At 60.6% G+C, this 15,649-nt stretch carries 14 protein-coding genes; 6 read left to right on the top strand and 8 right to left on the bottom strand.

Going from position 1 to position 15,649, the window contains the following annotated elements:
• A partial coding sequence (locus EN984_RS04025; RefSeq protein WP_164765374.1) for a chromosome segregation SMC family protein occupies nucleotides 1–1,664 on the top strand: 1,664 nt, incomplete at its 5' end.
• 82 nt (nucleotides 1,665–1,746) lie between these two features.
• On the opposite strand, the gene EN984_RS38110 is transcribed toward EN984_RS04025, so the two are convergent.
• The 6 genes from EN984_RS38110 to EN984_RS04000 all read right to left on the bottom strand — a co-directional run bounded on the left by EN984_RS38110 (nucleotide 1,747) and on the right by EN984_RS04000 (nucleotide 7,240).
• The gene (locus EN984_RS38110; RefSeq protein WP_164775799.1) at nucleotides 1,747–1,914 is read right to left on the bottom strand and encodes a hypothetical protein; all 168 of its coding nucleotides are present in this window, start codon (nucleotides 1,912–1,914) and stop codon (nucleotides 1,747–1,749) included.
• Nucleotides 1,915–1,926: 12 nt separating this feature from the next.
• Nucleotides 1,927–2,142 carry a hypothetical protein gene (locus tag EN984_RS04020; protein ID WP_127268451.1) on the bottom strand — a complete coding sequence of 72 codons (216 nt, stop codon included), beginning with the start codon at nucleotides 2,140–2,142 and terminating at the stop codon, nucleotides 1,927–1,929.
• Between the two features lie 184 nt (nucleotides 2,143–2,326).
• Nucleotides 2,327–2,695 (bottom strand): hypothetical protein, encoded by a 369-nt coding sequence (locus tag EN984_RS04015; protein ID WP_127268450.1) that lies wholly within the window; start codon nucleotides 2,693–2,695, stop codon nucleotides 2,327–2,329.
• Between the two features lie 91 nt (nucleotides 2,696–2,786).
• Nucleotides 2,787–3,668 (bottom strand): hypothetical protein, encoded by an 882-nt coding sequence (locus EN984_RS04010; RefSeq protein ID WP_127268449.1) that lies wholly within the window; start codon nucleotides 3,666–3,668, stop codon nucleotides 2,787–2,789.
• Nucleotides 3,669–3,678: 10 nt separating this feature from the next.
• Nucleotides 3,679–4,941 (bottom strand): alpha-2,8-polysialyltransferase family protein, encoded by a 1,263-nt coding sequence (locus EN984_RS04005; RefSeq protein WP_236382846.1) that lies wholly within the window; start codon nucleotides 4,939–4,941, stop codon nucleotides 3,679–3,681.
• 661 nt (nucleotides 4,942–5,602) lie between these two features.
• On the bottom strand, nucleotides 5,603–7,240 hold the full coding sequence (locus tag EN984_RS04000) for an ABC transporter substrate-binding protein (protein ID WP_127270479.1): 1,638 nt from the start codon (nucleotides 7,238–7,240) through the stop codon (nucleotides 5,603–5,605).
• Nucleotides 7,241–7,368: 128 nt separating this feature from the next.
• Between EN984_RS04000 and EN984_RS03995 the strand changes: the two genes are divergently transcribed.
• Nucleotides 7,369–8,268 (top strand): LysR family transcriptional regulator, encoded by a 900-nt coding sequence (locus EN984_RS03995; RefSeq protein ID WP_127270477.1) that lies wholly within the window; start codon nucleotides 7,369–7,371, stop codon nucleotides 8,266–8,268.
• A gap of 89 nt (nucleotides 8,269–8,357) precedes the next feature.
• On the opposite strand, the gene EN984_RS03990 is transcribed toward EN984_RS03995, so the two are convergent.
• Nucleotides 8,358–9,230 carry a phytanoyl-CoA dioxygenase family protein gene (locus tag EN984_RS03990; protein ID WP_236382848.1) on the bottom strand — a complete coding sequence of 291 codons (873 nt, stop codon included), beginning with the start codon at nucleotides 9,228–9,230 and terminating at the stop codon, nucleotides 8,358–8,360.
• 168 nt (nucleotides 9,231–9,398) lie between these two features.
• Nucleotides 9,399–11,489, bottom strand: coding sequence for an O-antigen ligase family protein (locus EN984_RS03985; protein WP_127270473.1), 2,091 nt, complete (start codon nucleotides 11,487–11,489; stop codon nucleotides 9,399–9,401).
• A 291-nt stretch (nucleotides 11,490–11,780) separates the two neighbouring features.
• Here EN984_RS03985 and EN984_RS03980 point away from each other — a divergent pair, with 291 nt between their 5' ends.
• From EN984_RS03980 to EN984_RS03965, 4 genes are all read left to right on the top strand, one after another.
• Nucleotides 11,781–14,216: an ATP-binding protein gene (locus tag EN984_RS03980; RefSeq protein WP_127270470.1), complete on the top strand. Its 2,436-nt coding sequence runs from the start codon at nucleotides 11,781–11,783 to the stop codon at nucleotides 14,214–14,216.
• Nucleotides 14,217–14,221: 5 nt separating this feature from the next.
• Nucleotides 14,222–14,599: a response regulator gene (locus tag EN984_RS03975; protein ID WP_127270165.1), complete on the top strand. Its 378-nt coding sequence runs from the start codon at nucleotides 14,222–14,224 to the stop codon at nucleotides 14,597–14,599.
• 276 nt (nucleotides 14,600–14,875) lie between these two features.
• Nucleotides 14,876–15,268 carry a response regulator gene (locus EN984_RS03970; RefSeq protein ID WP_127270163.1) on the top strand — a complete coding sequence of 131 codons (393 nt, stop codon included), beginning with the start codon at nucleotides 14,876–14,878 and terminating at the stop codon, nucleotides 15,266–15,268.
• On the top strand, nucleotides 15,268–15,649 hold a 382-nt coding region (locus tag EN984_RS03965), incomplete at its 3' end, for a tetratricopeptide repeat protein (RefSeq protein WP_127383639.1). The genes EN984_RS03970 and EN984_RS03965, both read left to right, overlap by 1 nt.

Below are 15,649 nucleotides of genomic sequence, written 5' to 3'. Positions count from 1 at the left end.
CTCCCGGCCAGCGGCTGGTCAGCCGTGAAGGCGCGCTCTGGCGCTGGGATGGCTTTACCGCAAGCGCCGATGCGCCGACCGCCGCAGCACAACGGCTGGCGCAGAAGAACCGGCTGGCTGAGCTCGATGCCGAGGCGATACAAGCGACGCTCGTCCTGCGCCAGGCCGAGGATGCGCTGGGAGAGGCTGAACAGGCGCTCCGCCTGGCAAGCGAGGCCGAGCGCAACACGCGCCAGGCCGGTCGTGACGCTCAGCATCGGCTGGACGCTGCCCGCAATGCGTTGGCCGAGGCCGAGAGGGCCGGCGGCGAATTGCAGAGCCGGCGCGCCGCACTCGATGAAGCGCGCGCCCGCATCGTCGACAGCCATGAGGAGATTTCGGCCGCCTTCGCCGAGGCGGAAATGCTGCTGCAGGACGCGCCCGATCTTGGCGATCTGCAATTGCAGCTCGAACAGTCCTCGGCCAATGTCGCCCGCGACCGCGCCGCGCTTGCCGATGCGCGCGCGGTGCATGAGGGGCTTCGGCGCGAAGCCGAGGCGCGCGCGCGCCGGCTCGATGCCATTGGCGCCGAGCGCAGCAATTGGCTGGAGCGGGCCGAAAACGCCTCGACGCAGATCGCATCGCTCGGCGAACGCAAGGCCGAGGCCGAGGCCGAACGCGAGCGGCTGGCCGATGCTCCCGATGAAATCAACGCCAAGCGGCGTGCCTTGCTGTCGCAGCTCACCGAGGCCGAGAGCTTGCGCAAGGCGGCGGCCGACCGTCTGCAGGAAGCGGAGAACCGGCAATCCGAACTGGACAAGGCCGCCACCGGCGCCATCCAGTTCCTGGCCGAGGCGCGCGAGACCCGCGTTCGCGCCGAAGAGCGGCTGACGGCGGCCGACGAGCGCCGGCTGGAGGTCGAGGCGCGCATACAGGAAACGCTGAACACGCCGCCGCATCTGGTCATCCGCCACACCGGTCTGGAGGCCGACAGCCCGATGCCTGAGATGGCCGAGATCGAGCGTCAACTCGACAGGCTGAAGATCGAGCGCGAACGGCTCGGCGCCGTCAACCTGCGCGCCGAGGAGGAGCAGAAGGAGCTATCCGACCGGCTGGAGGCGATCGTCTCCGAGCGCGAGGACATCATCGAGGCGATCCGCAAGCTCAGGCAGGCGATCCAGAGCCTCAACCGCGAAGGTCGCGAGCGGTTGCTGGCCGCCTTCGAGGTCGTCAACGGCCATTTCCAGCGGCTGTTCTCGCATCTGTTCGGCGGCGGCACGGCGGAATTGCAGTTGATCGAATCCGACGATCCGCTCGAGGCTGGCCTCGAAATTCTTGCCCGCCCGCCCGGCAAGAAGCCGCAGACCATGACGCTGCTGTCCGGCGGCGAGCAGGCGTTGACGGCGATGTCGCTGATCTTCGCGGTGTTCCTGACCAACCCGGCGCCGATCTGCGTGCTCGACGAAGTCGACGCGCCGCTCGACGACCACAATGTCGAACGCTTCTGCAATCTCATGGACGAGATGGCGGCCACCACCGAGACGCGTTTCGTCATCATCACCCACAATCCCATCACCATGGCGCGCATGAACCGGCTGTTCGGCGTGACCATGGCCGAGCAGGGCGTCAGCCAACTGGTGTCGGTGGACCTGCAGGCGGCCGAGGCGATGCGCGAGGCAAGCTGATCCAGATTGCGCTGCCTGCGAAGGGGCCGCTCCGGAGCAATTCAGGAAAAGTGTGCAAGCGGTTTTCGCCCGGCAAAAAATGTCAGGGCCGCGGACTGTGCCTGTGCGAATGATGCTTGGCCGAGGACCAGACGAAATAGAGCGATCCCAGTTTCAGCACAGGCACCCTGCGATCCCGCTCGCGATCACGCAGTTCGCGGTAGGTCTTCACCTTCAGTGTGCCCCCCGGCAATCTGATTCGCAAAGCCATGATGCATAGAGCTTACGTGCTTTCTCCAGTCGATGGAATGTTCATTTCAAGCTCATCGTCAGTATTCGAGCTCTTGGAGGGTCGATCGGGAATTGTACTGGGCCACCAGATGACGAAATATTTGCCAAACTGCCAGACCGGGACTTCGCCCTTGTGCTCCCGTCGCCGCAACTCATGACGTTGCTTGACCTTCAACACGCCACCCGGAAGCCTGATCTTGATCGTCATCGTCCCTCAATACTGATGGCGCGCTTCCTGGGTGCCGCGCCCGAAGCTTCATCTGTCCGGCCAAGGTAGAAAAAACCGCCCACTCTCGGATCGGACCGTTGCAATCCGATTTCGCCGAGTCAATGGAGCCGGGGGCGAACTCCTCTGGCTATCGGCCCCGTGCACAAAGGGCTTGAGAACAGGCTCAACCTCTGCGCCGCAAGATCCAGTTCACACAGATCACGGCCACGAGGCCACACGCGATGCCGACGCAATCGGCAACCCAGTCGGACACGTCCAGATCACGTCGTATCAGCGCCGTGCCCTGGAGGACCTCGATCGCCGCTCCAACAACTGCAAGGAAGACGATCAGCCTGATCTTGCGATCAGGCCAGCCGAGCCCTCCAAGGAAAGTCATGACGGCAAAGGCGCTGGCGTGATTCAGCTTGTCGTAATGGAAACCGATATCGATCCCGTACTCCTCGAGTCCGGGTATAGGCACCAGTGCAAGGACAAGAACAGCGACAAGCGTGCTGAAAAAAGCAATCCGTTCGGCGGCTGGATGAAGTCTCATTCTGCTCCAATCTGTGCCTGCCCGCCGCGAAGGTCGAAACCGGCTCGGTATTGGCGGTTCAGGCTGAAACTCAGATCGACGACGTTGTCTTTCAAAGCCGCAATTTTTGCTTGAGCCTTTTCAGCCAGGTCTGTTCCGCCTCATCCTGGTCTTGATGCGCCGGGACATAGCGCGGCCGTATCTTTTTTCCTTTGATGTAGAATGGCTTTTCGACTTCTCCAACCAGGTTGACGAAAAGCCGGGATTTGTTGGTGGGTTGGCGGACTGTGACGCCGTGGACCGATTCAATCGAATTGATGAACAATACAAGAATGTTCTTGTCGTATTTAACTGTTTCGACGCATTCCAAATGGGTGTCGTCGACATAGGCATCATTGAAGAGTGTCGCTTTGGCTTTCAGCGTGGCGTATTTGGACTTGAAACGACTAATTGTCAGGTCCCCGCCAACGGCATCATAATCTTCCGGCCTCATATAAAACAGGCCAGAAAATAGCTTGTCGCCATTGTCGATGTGGCTTGTCCGCACCGATCCGGCATTGGTTACCGGCGTGTTCCCGCTGAGCATCGCATCCATCAGTATGTCGCGCGTTGCATAGGTGTCACTAAACCTGATGCCCGCTTTCATACTCTTGAGGCGTTCATAATTGGGATAATAATCAGGGTAAAGCTTGTGAATATCGTCGTAGAACAGGTCGGCGAGTTCGTCGAAAAATGCTTGAGATACGTGGTAGGCGATAAAATCGCGCCATATTTGCGGCACAGCTTCGTTCGACCGAACGCGGTGGGCCTCATAGTCCCATCTGGTGTTGTTGCGGCGCGTATCAATTTCGAGCGCTTCCGGAGCGGGAAACGTGTCGGCCAACTCCTGGTAGAGATCGAGGGGAAGGGCGTCGCGCAGGATGATGTGTGGAAACGGCTCTGATCGAACGTCGGCCCTGGTGGCACGTTGAAGGACTGAAAGCGGCTTTGACATCGATGGTGTCTCAGATCGAGTTTGCCTGAGTTGGATTCAAAGGATCGTGTTCAACCTGTTCGGGGCTGCCGCCTTTCAACGGATCCTTGGTTGCGTTCAAAGATTGGAGCCCTGAAAAGGGCTCCGCATGGGCTTTCACCATTTCGCTCATCAGAATATCCGCGCCAGTCATCAGGGGGATCAAGGTTTCCGCAAATGTGTATGTTTTGATGCCGTAAAGCCACTTCAGGTAGAGAAGGGCAGCTGACGTGCCGGAGACGCACCCAACAATGTTCATCCGGGATACGACAAGCTCTATCGGATATATGTGCGGAAGGTTCGCCTCCATGATCCTGGTGCTGGCGTCGGCCGTCACATTGCCGATGGTATCCAGCAATTCGGGGAAGAAGGGCGTGCTTATTCTGGGATGTTCCTTCCAGACGACGTCGTATCCTCTCTCAACGATCTGCTCCGCAATGCGTCTATAGATCGCCGCCTCGTGCGCGTACGACATTATGCCGTTTCGCGACAATGCCTGGCCGAGCAGCAGGATCCGTGGGTTGGCTGACGCACGGCAATGTTCATTGCCGCCGGAAAGCGCATCCCTGCAGGCTTCATCTATTACGTCGCGCATCAGCGAAGCGCCGACCTGAAATCTTGGTACGTTCTCCAGAGCATCGTGAATGGGGATTTCGTGGAGCAAAGAATAAAACTTTGTCACCCGTCTCAGATGGTGTCTTTCTATCTTGTCGGCCGCTTTCCTCAGTCGGAACGCCGGTGAAATTGTAGAGAGTCCTGCAATCAAGGCTCCGGTGATGCGCCGTCTAAACCTGGTGCCTGGCGGCCATGACATGGTTGAAATTTCGAATGGAAGGTATGACGTCAAGCCATCCTCATACAAAACGATCTTGGCTTCTGGGTATGAGTCCAGCAGTATTTTTTCCGATGGCCGGTTAACGAAGCAGGCCCAGATTTCAACCGCGGAACTCGCGTCGATGCCAATTGTGTCTCGGATCAGACGATGGATCCGGAAAATTTGCAGTTGCCCATATTTACGCTCGGACGTCAGAAGGTCGTATGCCCATATGATCCGTTTCCAGGTCCATACTGTAGACGCAAGTTCAGCAAGACCGGTCTTGAAATGCTCGGAAACGCCGGCCGTTTCATAGAGCAGAAGGTAATCCTCATGCTCCTCATCCGCCGGGGAGCTTCCATCCATTGTTGACTGGCGAAGAGAGGCAACCAGGCTGAGCAATTGCCAGCTGCCAAAGACGCAGCATATTCGAACTGGCAATTTAAGGTCTCCAGGTAGGATGGAAATAACGCCGCATGTTCCGCGATCTCAACCGCAAAATTGCTTCATGTCCGAAGACCGTGTGTGGCTCGGGGCGTTTCGCCAGCTTCATAATACTGCCTGTCGTCGACCGGAAAATATCTTGCAGATATTGGCGTCCAACGCCCGAGACAGGCTGGAGTTCCGCGCAATAAGCAGGCGAATTCAGTTCAATTGAGCGGCAGAGACCTGTTGAGATCCGGCATAAACATCAGGCGGCGGCAGACCGCTCATGCGGCTCGATCTTGCCGCTTCGGTTCCTGTCGGTACCAAGAGCGCGAATTCTCCCGGTTTTCGGGAAGGTCGTTGCCCGGGAAAGCGGGTTTCACTTCCATCAGTCAAAAGTAAGCTCCAGCCATGAACCGGAGCTTGATGATGACAGAGGCGGAAACCAGAATGTTTAACACGCTTGATGTGCCAGCCGGTCCGGTGCAGCGGCCCGGGATTCCGGCCGACCTGCCAAGGCATGGCGCGTGTGGCCGCACCTGTGCATCATGCCCGATGCGAAGCCTGCACTGCTCCTCGAGCGCCCTTGATGCCGACGCTTCGGCGCAATTTTCCCGGTGAGCAGGCGAAGGGCGGCGCCGGAAAATGCGCCGCCTGTCGGAAGGGTTGCCCGCGATCAGGCCGCGAGCCAGGCCCGGGTGAAGTCCTGCTCATAGGCCTGATGCATCTGGTAGCCCATCAAGGCAGGTTTCATATGGCAGAACAGCTTTCGCCAGTAGGGCTGAACGATGATGCCGGAATCCTGCAGCATGACCTGCAGTTCCTTCATCACCGCACGGCGCTGCTCCGGATCGGCGATGGCGTTGGCCTTGTGGACCTTGGCATCGAAGTCGGGATCGGCGAACCCTGTCTCGTTCCATGCCGAACCGGTCTGGTAGGCAAGCGCATAGGTCTGGATGCCGAGCGGTCGGGCGTTCCAATTGGTGGTCGCGAAGGGATACTTCGTCCAGTCGTTCCAGAATGCCGATTCCGGGATGACAGTGCGTTTCACCTTGAAGCCCGCGTCGCGCATCTGCTGGGCGACGGCATCGGAGCTTTCCTTGCGGTAATCGGCTTCGACCGAGATCAGATCAAATTCGAAATCGAGCTGGCCGGCTTCCTCGAGCAATGCCCTGGCCCGGACCGGATCACGTTTGATCGGCGGCAAGTCGGCGTGTTCGGGATGCATCGGTCCGACATGATCGTTCTGCGCGACGATACCCATGCCGTCGGCGCCCAGTTGCAGCACCGCTTCGTTGTCGACCGCAAGCTGTATGGCGTTGCGCACGCGCTTGTCGTCATAGGGTTTGGCGTTGACGTTGCAGCGCGAGACCAGGGTGGCGGCAGTGACGATCTCGCTTTTCTTCAGGCCCAGCCTGTCGAGCATGGCGACGTCATAGGACTGCGTCTGCCCATTCAGGTCGATCTCACCGGATTCGAATGCGGAGACGGTGGCGGCCGAGTCGGTGCCGTAGTCGGTCCAGTCGATGCCGTCGAGGAACACCTCGCCGCCCCACCACGACCCGTCCGGCCGCTTGCGCACCGAGGCAGCAACGCCGACATCGAGTCTTTTAAGTTCGAACGGGCCCGTGCAAACGGGGTTGGCCGACAGTGGCGCCGCCTTCGGATTGAATGTGTGGTGGACGATCAATGCCGGATAGTCGGTCATCGCTGGGATGATGGTGATGTCGGGCTGAGACAGTTTCAGGACCACGGTGTGGCCGTCGCGAACCTCGATGGCACCAGTGCGCGCCACCTTGGTGTCGGGATCGATCAGCGCGGTCATGCGCCCGGCCATCGAGTTGCCGGCGGCATCCTTCTCGCACCAGCGCGTGATGTTGAAGGCAACATCCGTGGCGGTGAAATCGTCGCCGTTCGACCATTTCACCCCCGGGCGCACCTTGAGCACATATTCCGTCGCGTCCGCATTGATCTCCCAGCTCTGCAGCAGCACCGGCTCGAAGGTGAAATCCGGCTTCCAGCGCACCAGCGGTTCGAGAAACTGCATGGCGATGTTGCCCATCTGCGAAACCTTGAACTTGCGCGGGTCTTCCAGCTCCATCACCTGCATGGCAACACGCACCACGCCGCCCTTCCTGGGTTGGACGGCTTCCTCGGCTCGCGCCGGGACCGGCTGACCGATGAGCCCGTAGGCAATCGCCGTGCTGGCGCCGAAGGCGCTGGCCAGCGCCAGGAACTCGCGGCGGCCAAGCGCGCCGCTCTTTGCGCCTTTCGCAAATGTGCCGATCGCGGGATGAAGAGGTCTGGATGTCATATCGGTTCTCCCATTGTTGATTTTACGCCCAAATTCGGTGGAATGCCCTTGCCGCGTCGTTGCTGGGCGCTGTTTTCTACAGGACGCAGCCGATGGCGGCGGGGCCGCGACGGCGAGGGGAAGGCAAGATGAATCTTCTGACGGCGATGCGGGTGTTCGATCGGGTTTGCCTGCTGGGCAGCCTGTCGGCGGCGGCGCGCGATCTCAACATGTCGACGACGGCCGTCAGCCGCACCATCAAGGAACTGGAAGACGACCTTGGCGTCCGGCTCATCAATCGCACCACAAGGCGTCTCAGCCTCACCGAGGCGGGCCGCGACTATGCTCCGCGTGCGCGCAGCCTGCTCGACGACATATCCGAACTGCAGGATTCGACGCGCGGCCTGCACAAGGAGACGCGCGGCCTGATCCGGGTTTCCTGCTCCAATGTTCTGGGCCACACGCGCATAACCAAGTTGGTGCCGAAATTCCTCGAAGAAAACCCGCTCACCACGATCGAGTTCGACCTCACCGCGCGTTATGTCGTCGGCATTGTCGAGGAAGGCTACGATGTGGCCATCCGCTTCGGCGGTCAGGCGGATTCCGCCCTGATTGCCCGCCGGCTTGGTGACGTCCGCAATTATGTCTGCGCTACGCCCGATTATTGGGATGCAAACGGCCGTCCGGTCCACCCGGATGAGCTGGCAAGCCATTCCTGCGTGCTGAGCAATTTCGCCAAGCGCCTTGGCACGTGGCCATTCATCGGACCCGACGGCCCTTTCGATGCGGCTATCGGGGGGCGGATCTCGACCAACAGCGTCGAGGCCGCCTACCAGATGACCACCGCCGGTTTCGGCATCGGCAACCTGCCCAGCCTGCTGGTCGACGCTGCGATCAGGGACGGCCGGCTGGAAGTGCAGCTGGATGAGTTTCGCCCCGGCTCCAGCCCGATCTACGCGCTCTATCCGCACCGCACCTATATTGCGGCCAAGGTGCGCGCGTTCGTCGATTTCCTGATCCGCGAACTGTCGGCCGACTTCACCGCCTGAAATGCTGCCCGATTGTCCATGGCCAACGCCGTCAGGGGCCTGGCGCGAACGCCAGGCCCCCTCTGCCCCCGTCGCCCGACGCGGCAGCGTCATTTCCACCAGGCGGTGGTGTCGTACATCGGTCCCGGCTCCTCGAAGAGCTTTTCGTATTTGCACAGTGCCGGCGTCTTGCCGAGCGGCACCGAAACGCCGTCCCTGAACGCCCATTCGCCACGTTGCGTCGTATCGGCCCGCACATAGCTGGACAGCGCAAAGGCCCGGTCGTGCTGCGATTTGTTGGGCGAGGAGCCGTGCACGGTAAGCAGCCCCCATAAAGCAAGGTCGCCCGGCTCTAGCACCAGCGGAACGATGGTCGCCGGGTCGATGCCGACTTTGCGCAACTCTTCTTCGGCGGTCAGGCCCTTCATCAGCTCGCCGGTTCCCTCGTCCGACAGGCCGAGATAGCCGAGCTTGTGGCTGCCGGGCACGACCTGAAGGCAGCCATTGTCCAGCGTCGCCCGATCGACCGCGAGGCCTGTTGTCACGGTGGCGTCGGCGACATTGTCGAAGGCCGCCTGGTTACGGAAGCGCAAATCCTGGTGGAAGCGATAACCCGTGACATTGGCGCCGGGCGGCTTCCAGTGCAGCTGTTGGGCGATCTGCCTTATGTCACGGCCGATCAGGCTCTCGAGCAGCTTCAGATAGTCGGGATTGCGGCGGAATTCTTCGAAATAGGAATTGATCCAGGAAAACCAGTAAGCCTGCAGCACATAGCGTTGGCCAAAGTCCGATTCAGGCAGGATCTGGAAATTCAGGTTGCCGTGCCGGAAGGTGGCGTGATGCTTGAGGCCTTCGGCATAGACCGCATCGGTTTCCTTCTTCAGCCGGATCATCTCGTCGCCGTCGACGAATTGTCGAACGACCGCGTATCCTTCCTCGCGGTACTGCTCCACCGCCTCGCGTGCCTGCCTGTCCGTCAGCATGTCCGTGACAACCCCTGTCTGTGATCCGTGTCGATCGTAACGAAGGGGTTGCCGGCGATAAGCCATCGATTTTGGCATCGACTTTCCCGATTATCGGGAAATTGAGCGGGGCGTCAAAGGTGGATTGGTCGCAATCGGCTGGTCAGATACGTGCTGCGCCGGCAGGCCCTAAAAATAGGTCCGCGGCGCGACAAGGTTCTTCTGCTGGCGAACATAAAAACAATAGAAGCCGAACGCTGCGGCAAACCACATGAAGGCCTCGCCCATGGCCAGCCGGTTGTTGGAATTGGTGAGGATGGTTAGGGCGAAGAAGACCAGTGTGGAGATGTAGCAGGACCATGCGGCCGGAGCGACGAGCTTGGCTCGCATGGCCAGCAGAACCTGCCTGGCCGACCAGGTGTAGAGAAAGGCAAAGAACGCCAGTCCGACCACCCCATAACGCACGGCAATCTCCAGATAACCATTGTGGAAGACATTGAAGATCATGGGATGATAGGTTCTGCTCTGCCATTCGGTCAGCCAGCTGGAACTGGCTCCGAAGATCGGGTGGCGCTTCCAGATATTGATCGCATCCGCCCACAGCATCAGCCTTTCCTTGGCTGCAAGCGGAACCGCGTCGCTCGCGATGGCGCGGTCGAAGGCGGGGAGGACCCCATGCCTGAACACATCCGGAACCAAGGTTTTGACGAATGCCATGGTATCGTCGGCGGTGGACGAGAAGATGTTGTGTGCCGCGACAATGCCGGCCGCCACGATCACCAGCACGCCACCCGAAACCAACAGTTCGCGGCGATGGCCTCTCGCCAGGGTCATGACCGCCAACAAGAGCAGAGCGAGCGCAAGCGCAAGCCACACTCCCTTTGAGCGCATCTCGATGATATTGACGAGGGCAAGCAGCAGGACGGCTGTCGACAGGGCCCAATGCAGGTTCTTGGTTGCTTTTCCGAGGTCCGTTCTCTGCGCCGAGTAGGCCATGAATTGCAGCGTGCAGAGGAAGATGAAACCGGCCGCCACCGACGCGTGGATGGGATTGTTGAAAAGCCACGGGGCAGGTTGGACGCCTTGAAACATGTCCGAATAGAAGGTGTCCGCCGCTAGGAAGACGAGACTGAGGATCATGAACCAGAGCACGAGCCGTGCGGGTTGCCTGACAAACAGCAGAAACGCGAAGCCGGTCGTCGCGTAGAACAGCGGAAACATGTAAATGCCTTCGGCGCCACCCAACTGGTGGGTGCCGAAATAGACGATCGCCAGTCGGATGAAGACGTAGAGCGACCAGCCCAGACACAGGAAGCCGACCCAACCGATCAGCGGTTTGCTGTAGGTCCACAAGTCCACTCTGAACCAGCGGATGACCGCGACCAGGGCCAGCGCCAGGCCCGCATAGCGGTAGGTGTCGGCCTCGCGCCACACCGCGGAGACCAAAGCGAGAATGGCGAGTGCCGCAAGCAACAGAAGCAAGGTGTGGCGCGGCGCGTTGTCCTTGGCATCATCCAGGGCATCTCGCGGCAGAGGGGGCGGCAGCAGGACGTGATGCAGGCGGCGCAGTTCGTCGCTGGCCCGTAACACCCCGGCACGTAGCCGGCTCGGCCCGCCCAGCCTTGCGGATTTGTAGCTTCCCGAGGGACCGGCTATGCCCGAGATCCCACTGCTGGCGGCGAAGCCAAGCACGTTTTGGCGGACCGAATAGACTTTCAGGCCAGTATCCCAAAAGCGCTCGAGCGCGACGTCCCATGGCATTTTCATTACGGCGAGCGCCGACAACAGACCCTGCGCGCCCTCTCGCGTCACCAGATAGGCGGCGGCCGAGCCTTGCGGGCCATGCAGCGCACGACCGATCTCATCGCCTTCCGCCGTCTCGACCGCGCGCATGAAGAAGCTCATGCGATGGTTGGTCAGCTTGATGACATCGAAATCCGGCACCGCCGCGATGATGGCCTCGATGCGCCGCATGGTGCTTTCGCTGAAGAGGACGTCGTCCTCGACAATCAGGCCATGGGCGCTGCCACCGGCCAGGAACGTTTCCAGCGCCCGGATATGGCTGCGGTAACAGGCATATTCGCCCGAAAGGATGTCGCGCCCGCTCAGCTTGCGCGCGGCTGGAAGATCGATCTCCGTCCAGTCTTTTTCAGCAAGCGCCCGACCGTCGACGGCGGCAATGCGCTGCAAGGTCAGTCCCGCCGCTTCGGCGCTGGCGAGCAATTCGCTCCAGCGCTGGGTCTCGCGATCGAGGTTGATGGCGAAGATAGGGAGGTTCATTGAAGTTCCATGTTGAGCCGCCACCCACCTGGTCGACCTATGTATGGAAAGAAGGAGATGTTCAAGGCGACACTTTACAGATCATGTGCAAGACCCGAATTTGCCGCGATGCCTCTTGCTCATCTGCGCTTACGACACCGTCGAATCATGAGCTGATCGGCTTCATGGAAGATCGCAAAGGTACTCTCGGGTCCCATGTGCCCAAAAGGGAATAGAACGGCATGGCCGGGCAGCTTCTTTAGACCTCGGATAGGTTTTGTCGGTATTTATCGGAAAAAAGGAGCCGAAGTCATGACTGACATCTGGCACTCACTCCTCGCCAACCTTGCCCTGGTCTCCATCCTCGTGGTCGCCTGGGACCTTGTGGCGGATTTCACCGGGCGTCTCTCGCGGCGGATGCAGTCGCTGCTTCTCGGCGTGGTCATGTGCGTGGGCGCGATCATTTCCATGGCGACGGCCCTGTCCGTCTCCGGCTTCGTCGTCGATCTGCGCGCCGCCTTCATTGCTGCTGCCGCGTTCTTTGGCGGATGGCCGGCAATGCTCATCGCCACGTTCGGCTCCATTGTTTATCGCATCCATCTCGGCGGACAGGGTGCGGGTGCTGGTGTCATGGGTATCCTCATCACCGCAATCGTCGGCATTGCGTGGCACCACATCGTCGCGGCCCGATCGCGCACCATGTACGACATATTCGGTCTGGGCGTAACGGTCGCTCTCGCCGGGCTGATCACGCTCCTGGTCATCCCGGCGCAAGCCGTCACGGGCCTTGTGCAGCAGAGCACGTTCCCGTCCCTCGTGTTCCGCTTTCTCAGCACAATCATCATCGGCGTCCTGCTCGACCGGCAGCAGCGCAGGCGGGAGCTCTTGATGTCCAACATGACCTACCGGGCCATGGTTCGCGAACTGCCGGATTGCCTGAACATAAAAGATGTCGACGGCCGCTTCATCGCCGCCAACCCCGCCACCGCCGAAATGGTTCGCGCCGCTTCGGTCGACGATCTGATCGGCAAGACGGATTTCGATTTCTACCCCAGGGAGGTGGCCGAGCGCTTCCGGCAGGATGAGATGGGCGCGCTGGAGGCCGGGCAGACGTTGCGGATCGACCAGCCCGCGCTTTTCCCGGATGGCCGGCAAGGTTGGCTCTACACGCTCAAGGCCCCTTTCCGCGACGAGGCCGGCAAGATCGTCGGCGTCATCACCTACAATCGCGACATCACCGAGCAGAAGCGCACCGCGCAGCTCAAGAATGATTTCATTTCCACGGTCAGCCACGAATTGCGGACCCCGCTGACCTCCATCCGCGGCTCGCTTGGCCTGATTGCGGCCGGTGTGGCCGGCGAACTGCCGCCCAAGGCCGCCAATCTCGTCAACATCGCGCACACCAATAGCGAAAGGCTGGTTCTTCTCATCAACGACATTCTGGATATGGAGAAGATCGAATCGGGCGTGATCACCTTCAAGATCAAGCAGATGCCTGTCCGTCAGGTCCTGGAGCAGGCCATTGCCGCCAGCTCCAACTACATGGCTGACAGCCGGATCAGGATCGTTCTGATCGACGATGCGCCGCGCGCCGAGGCCAACATCGATCCGGATCGCCTGCATCAGGTGATGGCGAACCTCCTGTCGAATGCGATCAAGTTCTCGCATGCCGACGGTACTGTCACAGTGAAATTCCAGCGTCATGACCACGACATGCTGCGGATTTCCGTGATGGACCAGGGCGCTGGCATCCCGGAGGCTTTCCGCAGCCGTATATTCGGAAAGTTCGAGCAGGCCGACGCCTCCAGCACCCGTAAGATAGGCGGCACCGGCCTAGGCTTGAGCATCGTCAAGGCCATTACCGAAAAACTGGGCGGAGCCGTTTCCTTCGAAACCGAGGAAGGCAAGGGAACCTCGTTCCACGTGGACCTTGCAGAAGTACGCAGGCACCAACCAAGGCCGTATCCGCCACCGCACCTGAAACGAAAGCCCGATGGCCGCCTACGGGTTCTGATCTGTGAAGACGAGACCGACGTCGCCGCAGTAATTGCGGCACTCTTGGATGCGGAAGGCTTTTCCAGCGACGTCGCACCCGATATCGCCACCGCAAAGGCGCTTCTGCGGTCCCGCGAATACGTGGCCTTGACCCTCGACATCAAGCTCGCGGGGGAATCCGGCATCAAGCTCTTCCACGACATTAGGGCATCGCCGGTGAATTCCGACATTTCGGTCATCGTCATCTCCGCCGTTGCCGATGAGGCCAGGCGCTCGCTCAACGGCAGCGCCGTCGGTATCGTCGACTGGCTGGAGAAGCCGGTGGATTCAAAGCGGCTTCACGCCGCCCTTGCCAAGATCCTTGCTGGCAGGACCGAGCAGAGGCCGAAGATTCTCCATGTCGAGGACGATGAGGGCGTGCTTGCGGTGATGTCGGAGGGGTTGGGTTCGGGTGTCTCGATTACTTCGGCGAAGACGCTCAAGGACGCCCGGGAGGCGATCGCGCAGCATCTCTTCGACCTGGTTATCCTGGATATTGCACTCCCCGATGGCTCGGGGTTGGACCTGCTGGTCGATCTGCCGCTCGAGACCGGGGTCATCGTGTTTTCGGCGGCGGAGCTCGACCAGAAACTCGGTGATCGGGTTCAGGCCATCATGACCAAGACCAGGGCGTCGGAAATCGATGTGGCAAAGCTGGTCAGGAGCATGTTGGTTTCGCCCCGCACTCAACCTGCCGCGCACGCCGAGGAGTGACGCTCATGCCCGCAAGGATTCTCTATGTGGATGACGAGGACGATATCCGCGAAATCGCCCAGATGTCGCTGGAGCTCGAGCCGGAATTCGAGGTGCGGTCCTGCCCGTCCGGCATGCAGGCGCTGGTCGATGCCGCCGAATGGCGGCCCGATCTCATTCTGCTCGACGTAATGATGCCGGATATGGATGGACCGGAGACGCTGAGGCGCTTGGCCCAGTCTGGGCCGACGGCTTCGATACCCGTGGTGTTCATCACCGCGCGCACCCAGACGCATGAAGTCGAACGCTATCTGGCGATGGGGGCGGTAGGGGTGATCGCCAAACCATTCGACCCGCTTGCGCTTGCCGGTGAAGTCAAAAGATTGCTTCTATCGCGCGCCTGATCCGACGTTTGGCGTGGGCACCGAGCGCAGTCTGGCTGCAGACTGTGCGACGCCGTTCACGGCTCCTATACCATGTCGCCTTATTCATCTACTGATTGTGCCGAGGTGCAGGCGTAGCGAATCAGGTTGTCTATAATCGCGCAGCATCGGCGGAGCTCGGCGAGAGATTGAGAAGAATGTCTCTGTCTGCATGAACCGCGTTGGCGGATGTCGGTTCATGGATCAATCACTCCGGGGGGCAAGCGGCAAAACGAGGCGCGAACCGGAGCAAGGCTGATGAACGGAGCGAAGGCAAGAGTTCTGATTTGCGATGACGATCCCCTCTTGCTCGAACTGATGGAATTCAGGCTCAGGGCAAAGGGATACGAGGTCATCAAGGCCATAGACGGGGCGGAAGCGCTCTTGAAGGCGGAGCATGAGGCGCCGGACATCATCGTGCTCGATGCGATGATGCCCAAGGCCGACGGCCTGGAGGTTCTTGCCCGCATCAAGAGCGACCCGGCTTTGTCGGAAATCCCGGTTGTCATGCTGACCGCCCGCAAGGGCGAAAGGGACATCGTCTCGGCCCTTGAGAAGGGGGCCGACGACTACCTTGTGAAACCCTTCATTCCCGAGGAGCTGCTGGCCCGGCTTGCGCGCCTGCTGGCGCGCAAGAGCGGGAAACGCTGATGTGGCGCGGCCGGCGCGCCGTCATTGCGGCATGCGTTTTCCTGGCGGTTGAAACGGCGCCTGCCGCCGCGCTGGCCCAGGCGGTCGACGAACTGTACGCCTCCGGCGTCAAGGCCAGGCAAGCCCAGCATTTCGACGAATCGGCGAAGCTGCTGCGGCGTGCGCTGGCGCTCAAGCCCGACAATGCCGATGCCCTGGTGCAACTTGGCTTCGCCGAGCTTGGCCGCAACAATCTGCCGGCCGCGCGTGAAGCCTTTTCCAGGGCGCTTGCGCTTGCGCCGACCTATCTGGATGCCAGCTTCGGCATCGCTCAGGTCGAGTTCCGCTCCGGCAATCTGGACGCCGCGCTGCAACTGGCAGAAGAGGTGTCGCGTGCCGAGC

Origin of the sequence: Mesorhizobium sp. M7A.F.Ca.CA.004.12.1.1 (assembly GCF_003997835.1) — a bacterium.
Lineage (GTDB): Bacteria > Pseudomonadota > Alphaproteobacteria > Rhizobiales > Rhizobiaceae > Mesorhizobium.
Note: the sequence above shows the minus strand (reverse complement) of the source record. Positions and strands in the feature narration are given on the sequence as shown.

Coding starts and splice junctions, on each gene's coding strand:
- EN984_RS38110 (WP_164775799.1), bottom strand. CDS start 1,914: ATGGCTTTGCGAATCAGATTGCCGGGGGGCACACTGAAGGTGAAGACC.
- EN984_RS04020 (WP_127268451.1), bottom strand. CDS start 2,142: ATGACGATCAAGATCAGGCTTCCGGGTGGCGTGTTGAAGGTCAAGCAA.
- EN984_RS04015 (WP_127268450.1), bottom strand. CDS start 2,695: ATGAGACTTCATCCAGCCGCCGAACGGATTGCTTTTTTCAGCACGCTT.
- EN984_RS04010 (WP_127268449.1), bottom strand. CDS start 3,668: ATGTCAAAGCCGCTTTCAGTCCTTCAACGTGCCACCAGGGCCGACGTT.
- EN984_RS04000 (WP_127270479.1), bottom strand. CDS start 7,240: ATGACATCCAGACCTCTTCATCCCGCGATCGGCACATTTGCGAAAGGC.
- EN984_RS03995 (WP_127270477.1), top strand. CDS start 7,369: ATGAATCTTCTGACGGCGATGCGGGTGTTCGATCGGGTTTGCCTGCTG.
- EN984_RS03990 (WP_236382848.1), bottom strand. CDS start 9,230: ATGCTGACGGACAGGCAGGCACGCGAGGCGGTGGAGCAGTACCGCGAG.
- EN984_RS03985 (WP_127270473.1), bottom strand. CDS start 11,489: ATGAACCTCCCTATCTTCGCCATCAACCTCGATCGCGAGACCCAGCGC.
- EN984_RS03980 (WP_127270470.1), top strand. CDS start 11,781: ATGACTGACATCTGGCACTCACTCCTCGCCAACCTTGCCCTGGTCTCC.
- EN984_RS03975 (WP_127270165.1), top strand. CDS start 14,222: ATGCCCGCAAGGATTCTCTATGTGGATGACGAGGACGATATCCGCGAA.
- EN984_RS03970 (WP_127270163.1), top strand. CDS start 14,876: ATGAACGGAGCGAAGGCAAGAGTTCTGATTTGCGATGACGATCCCCTC.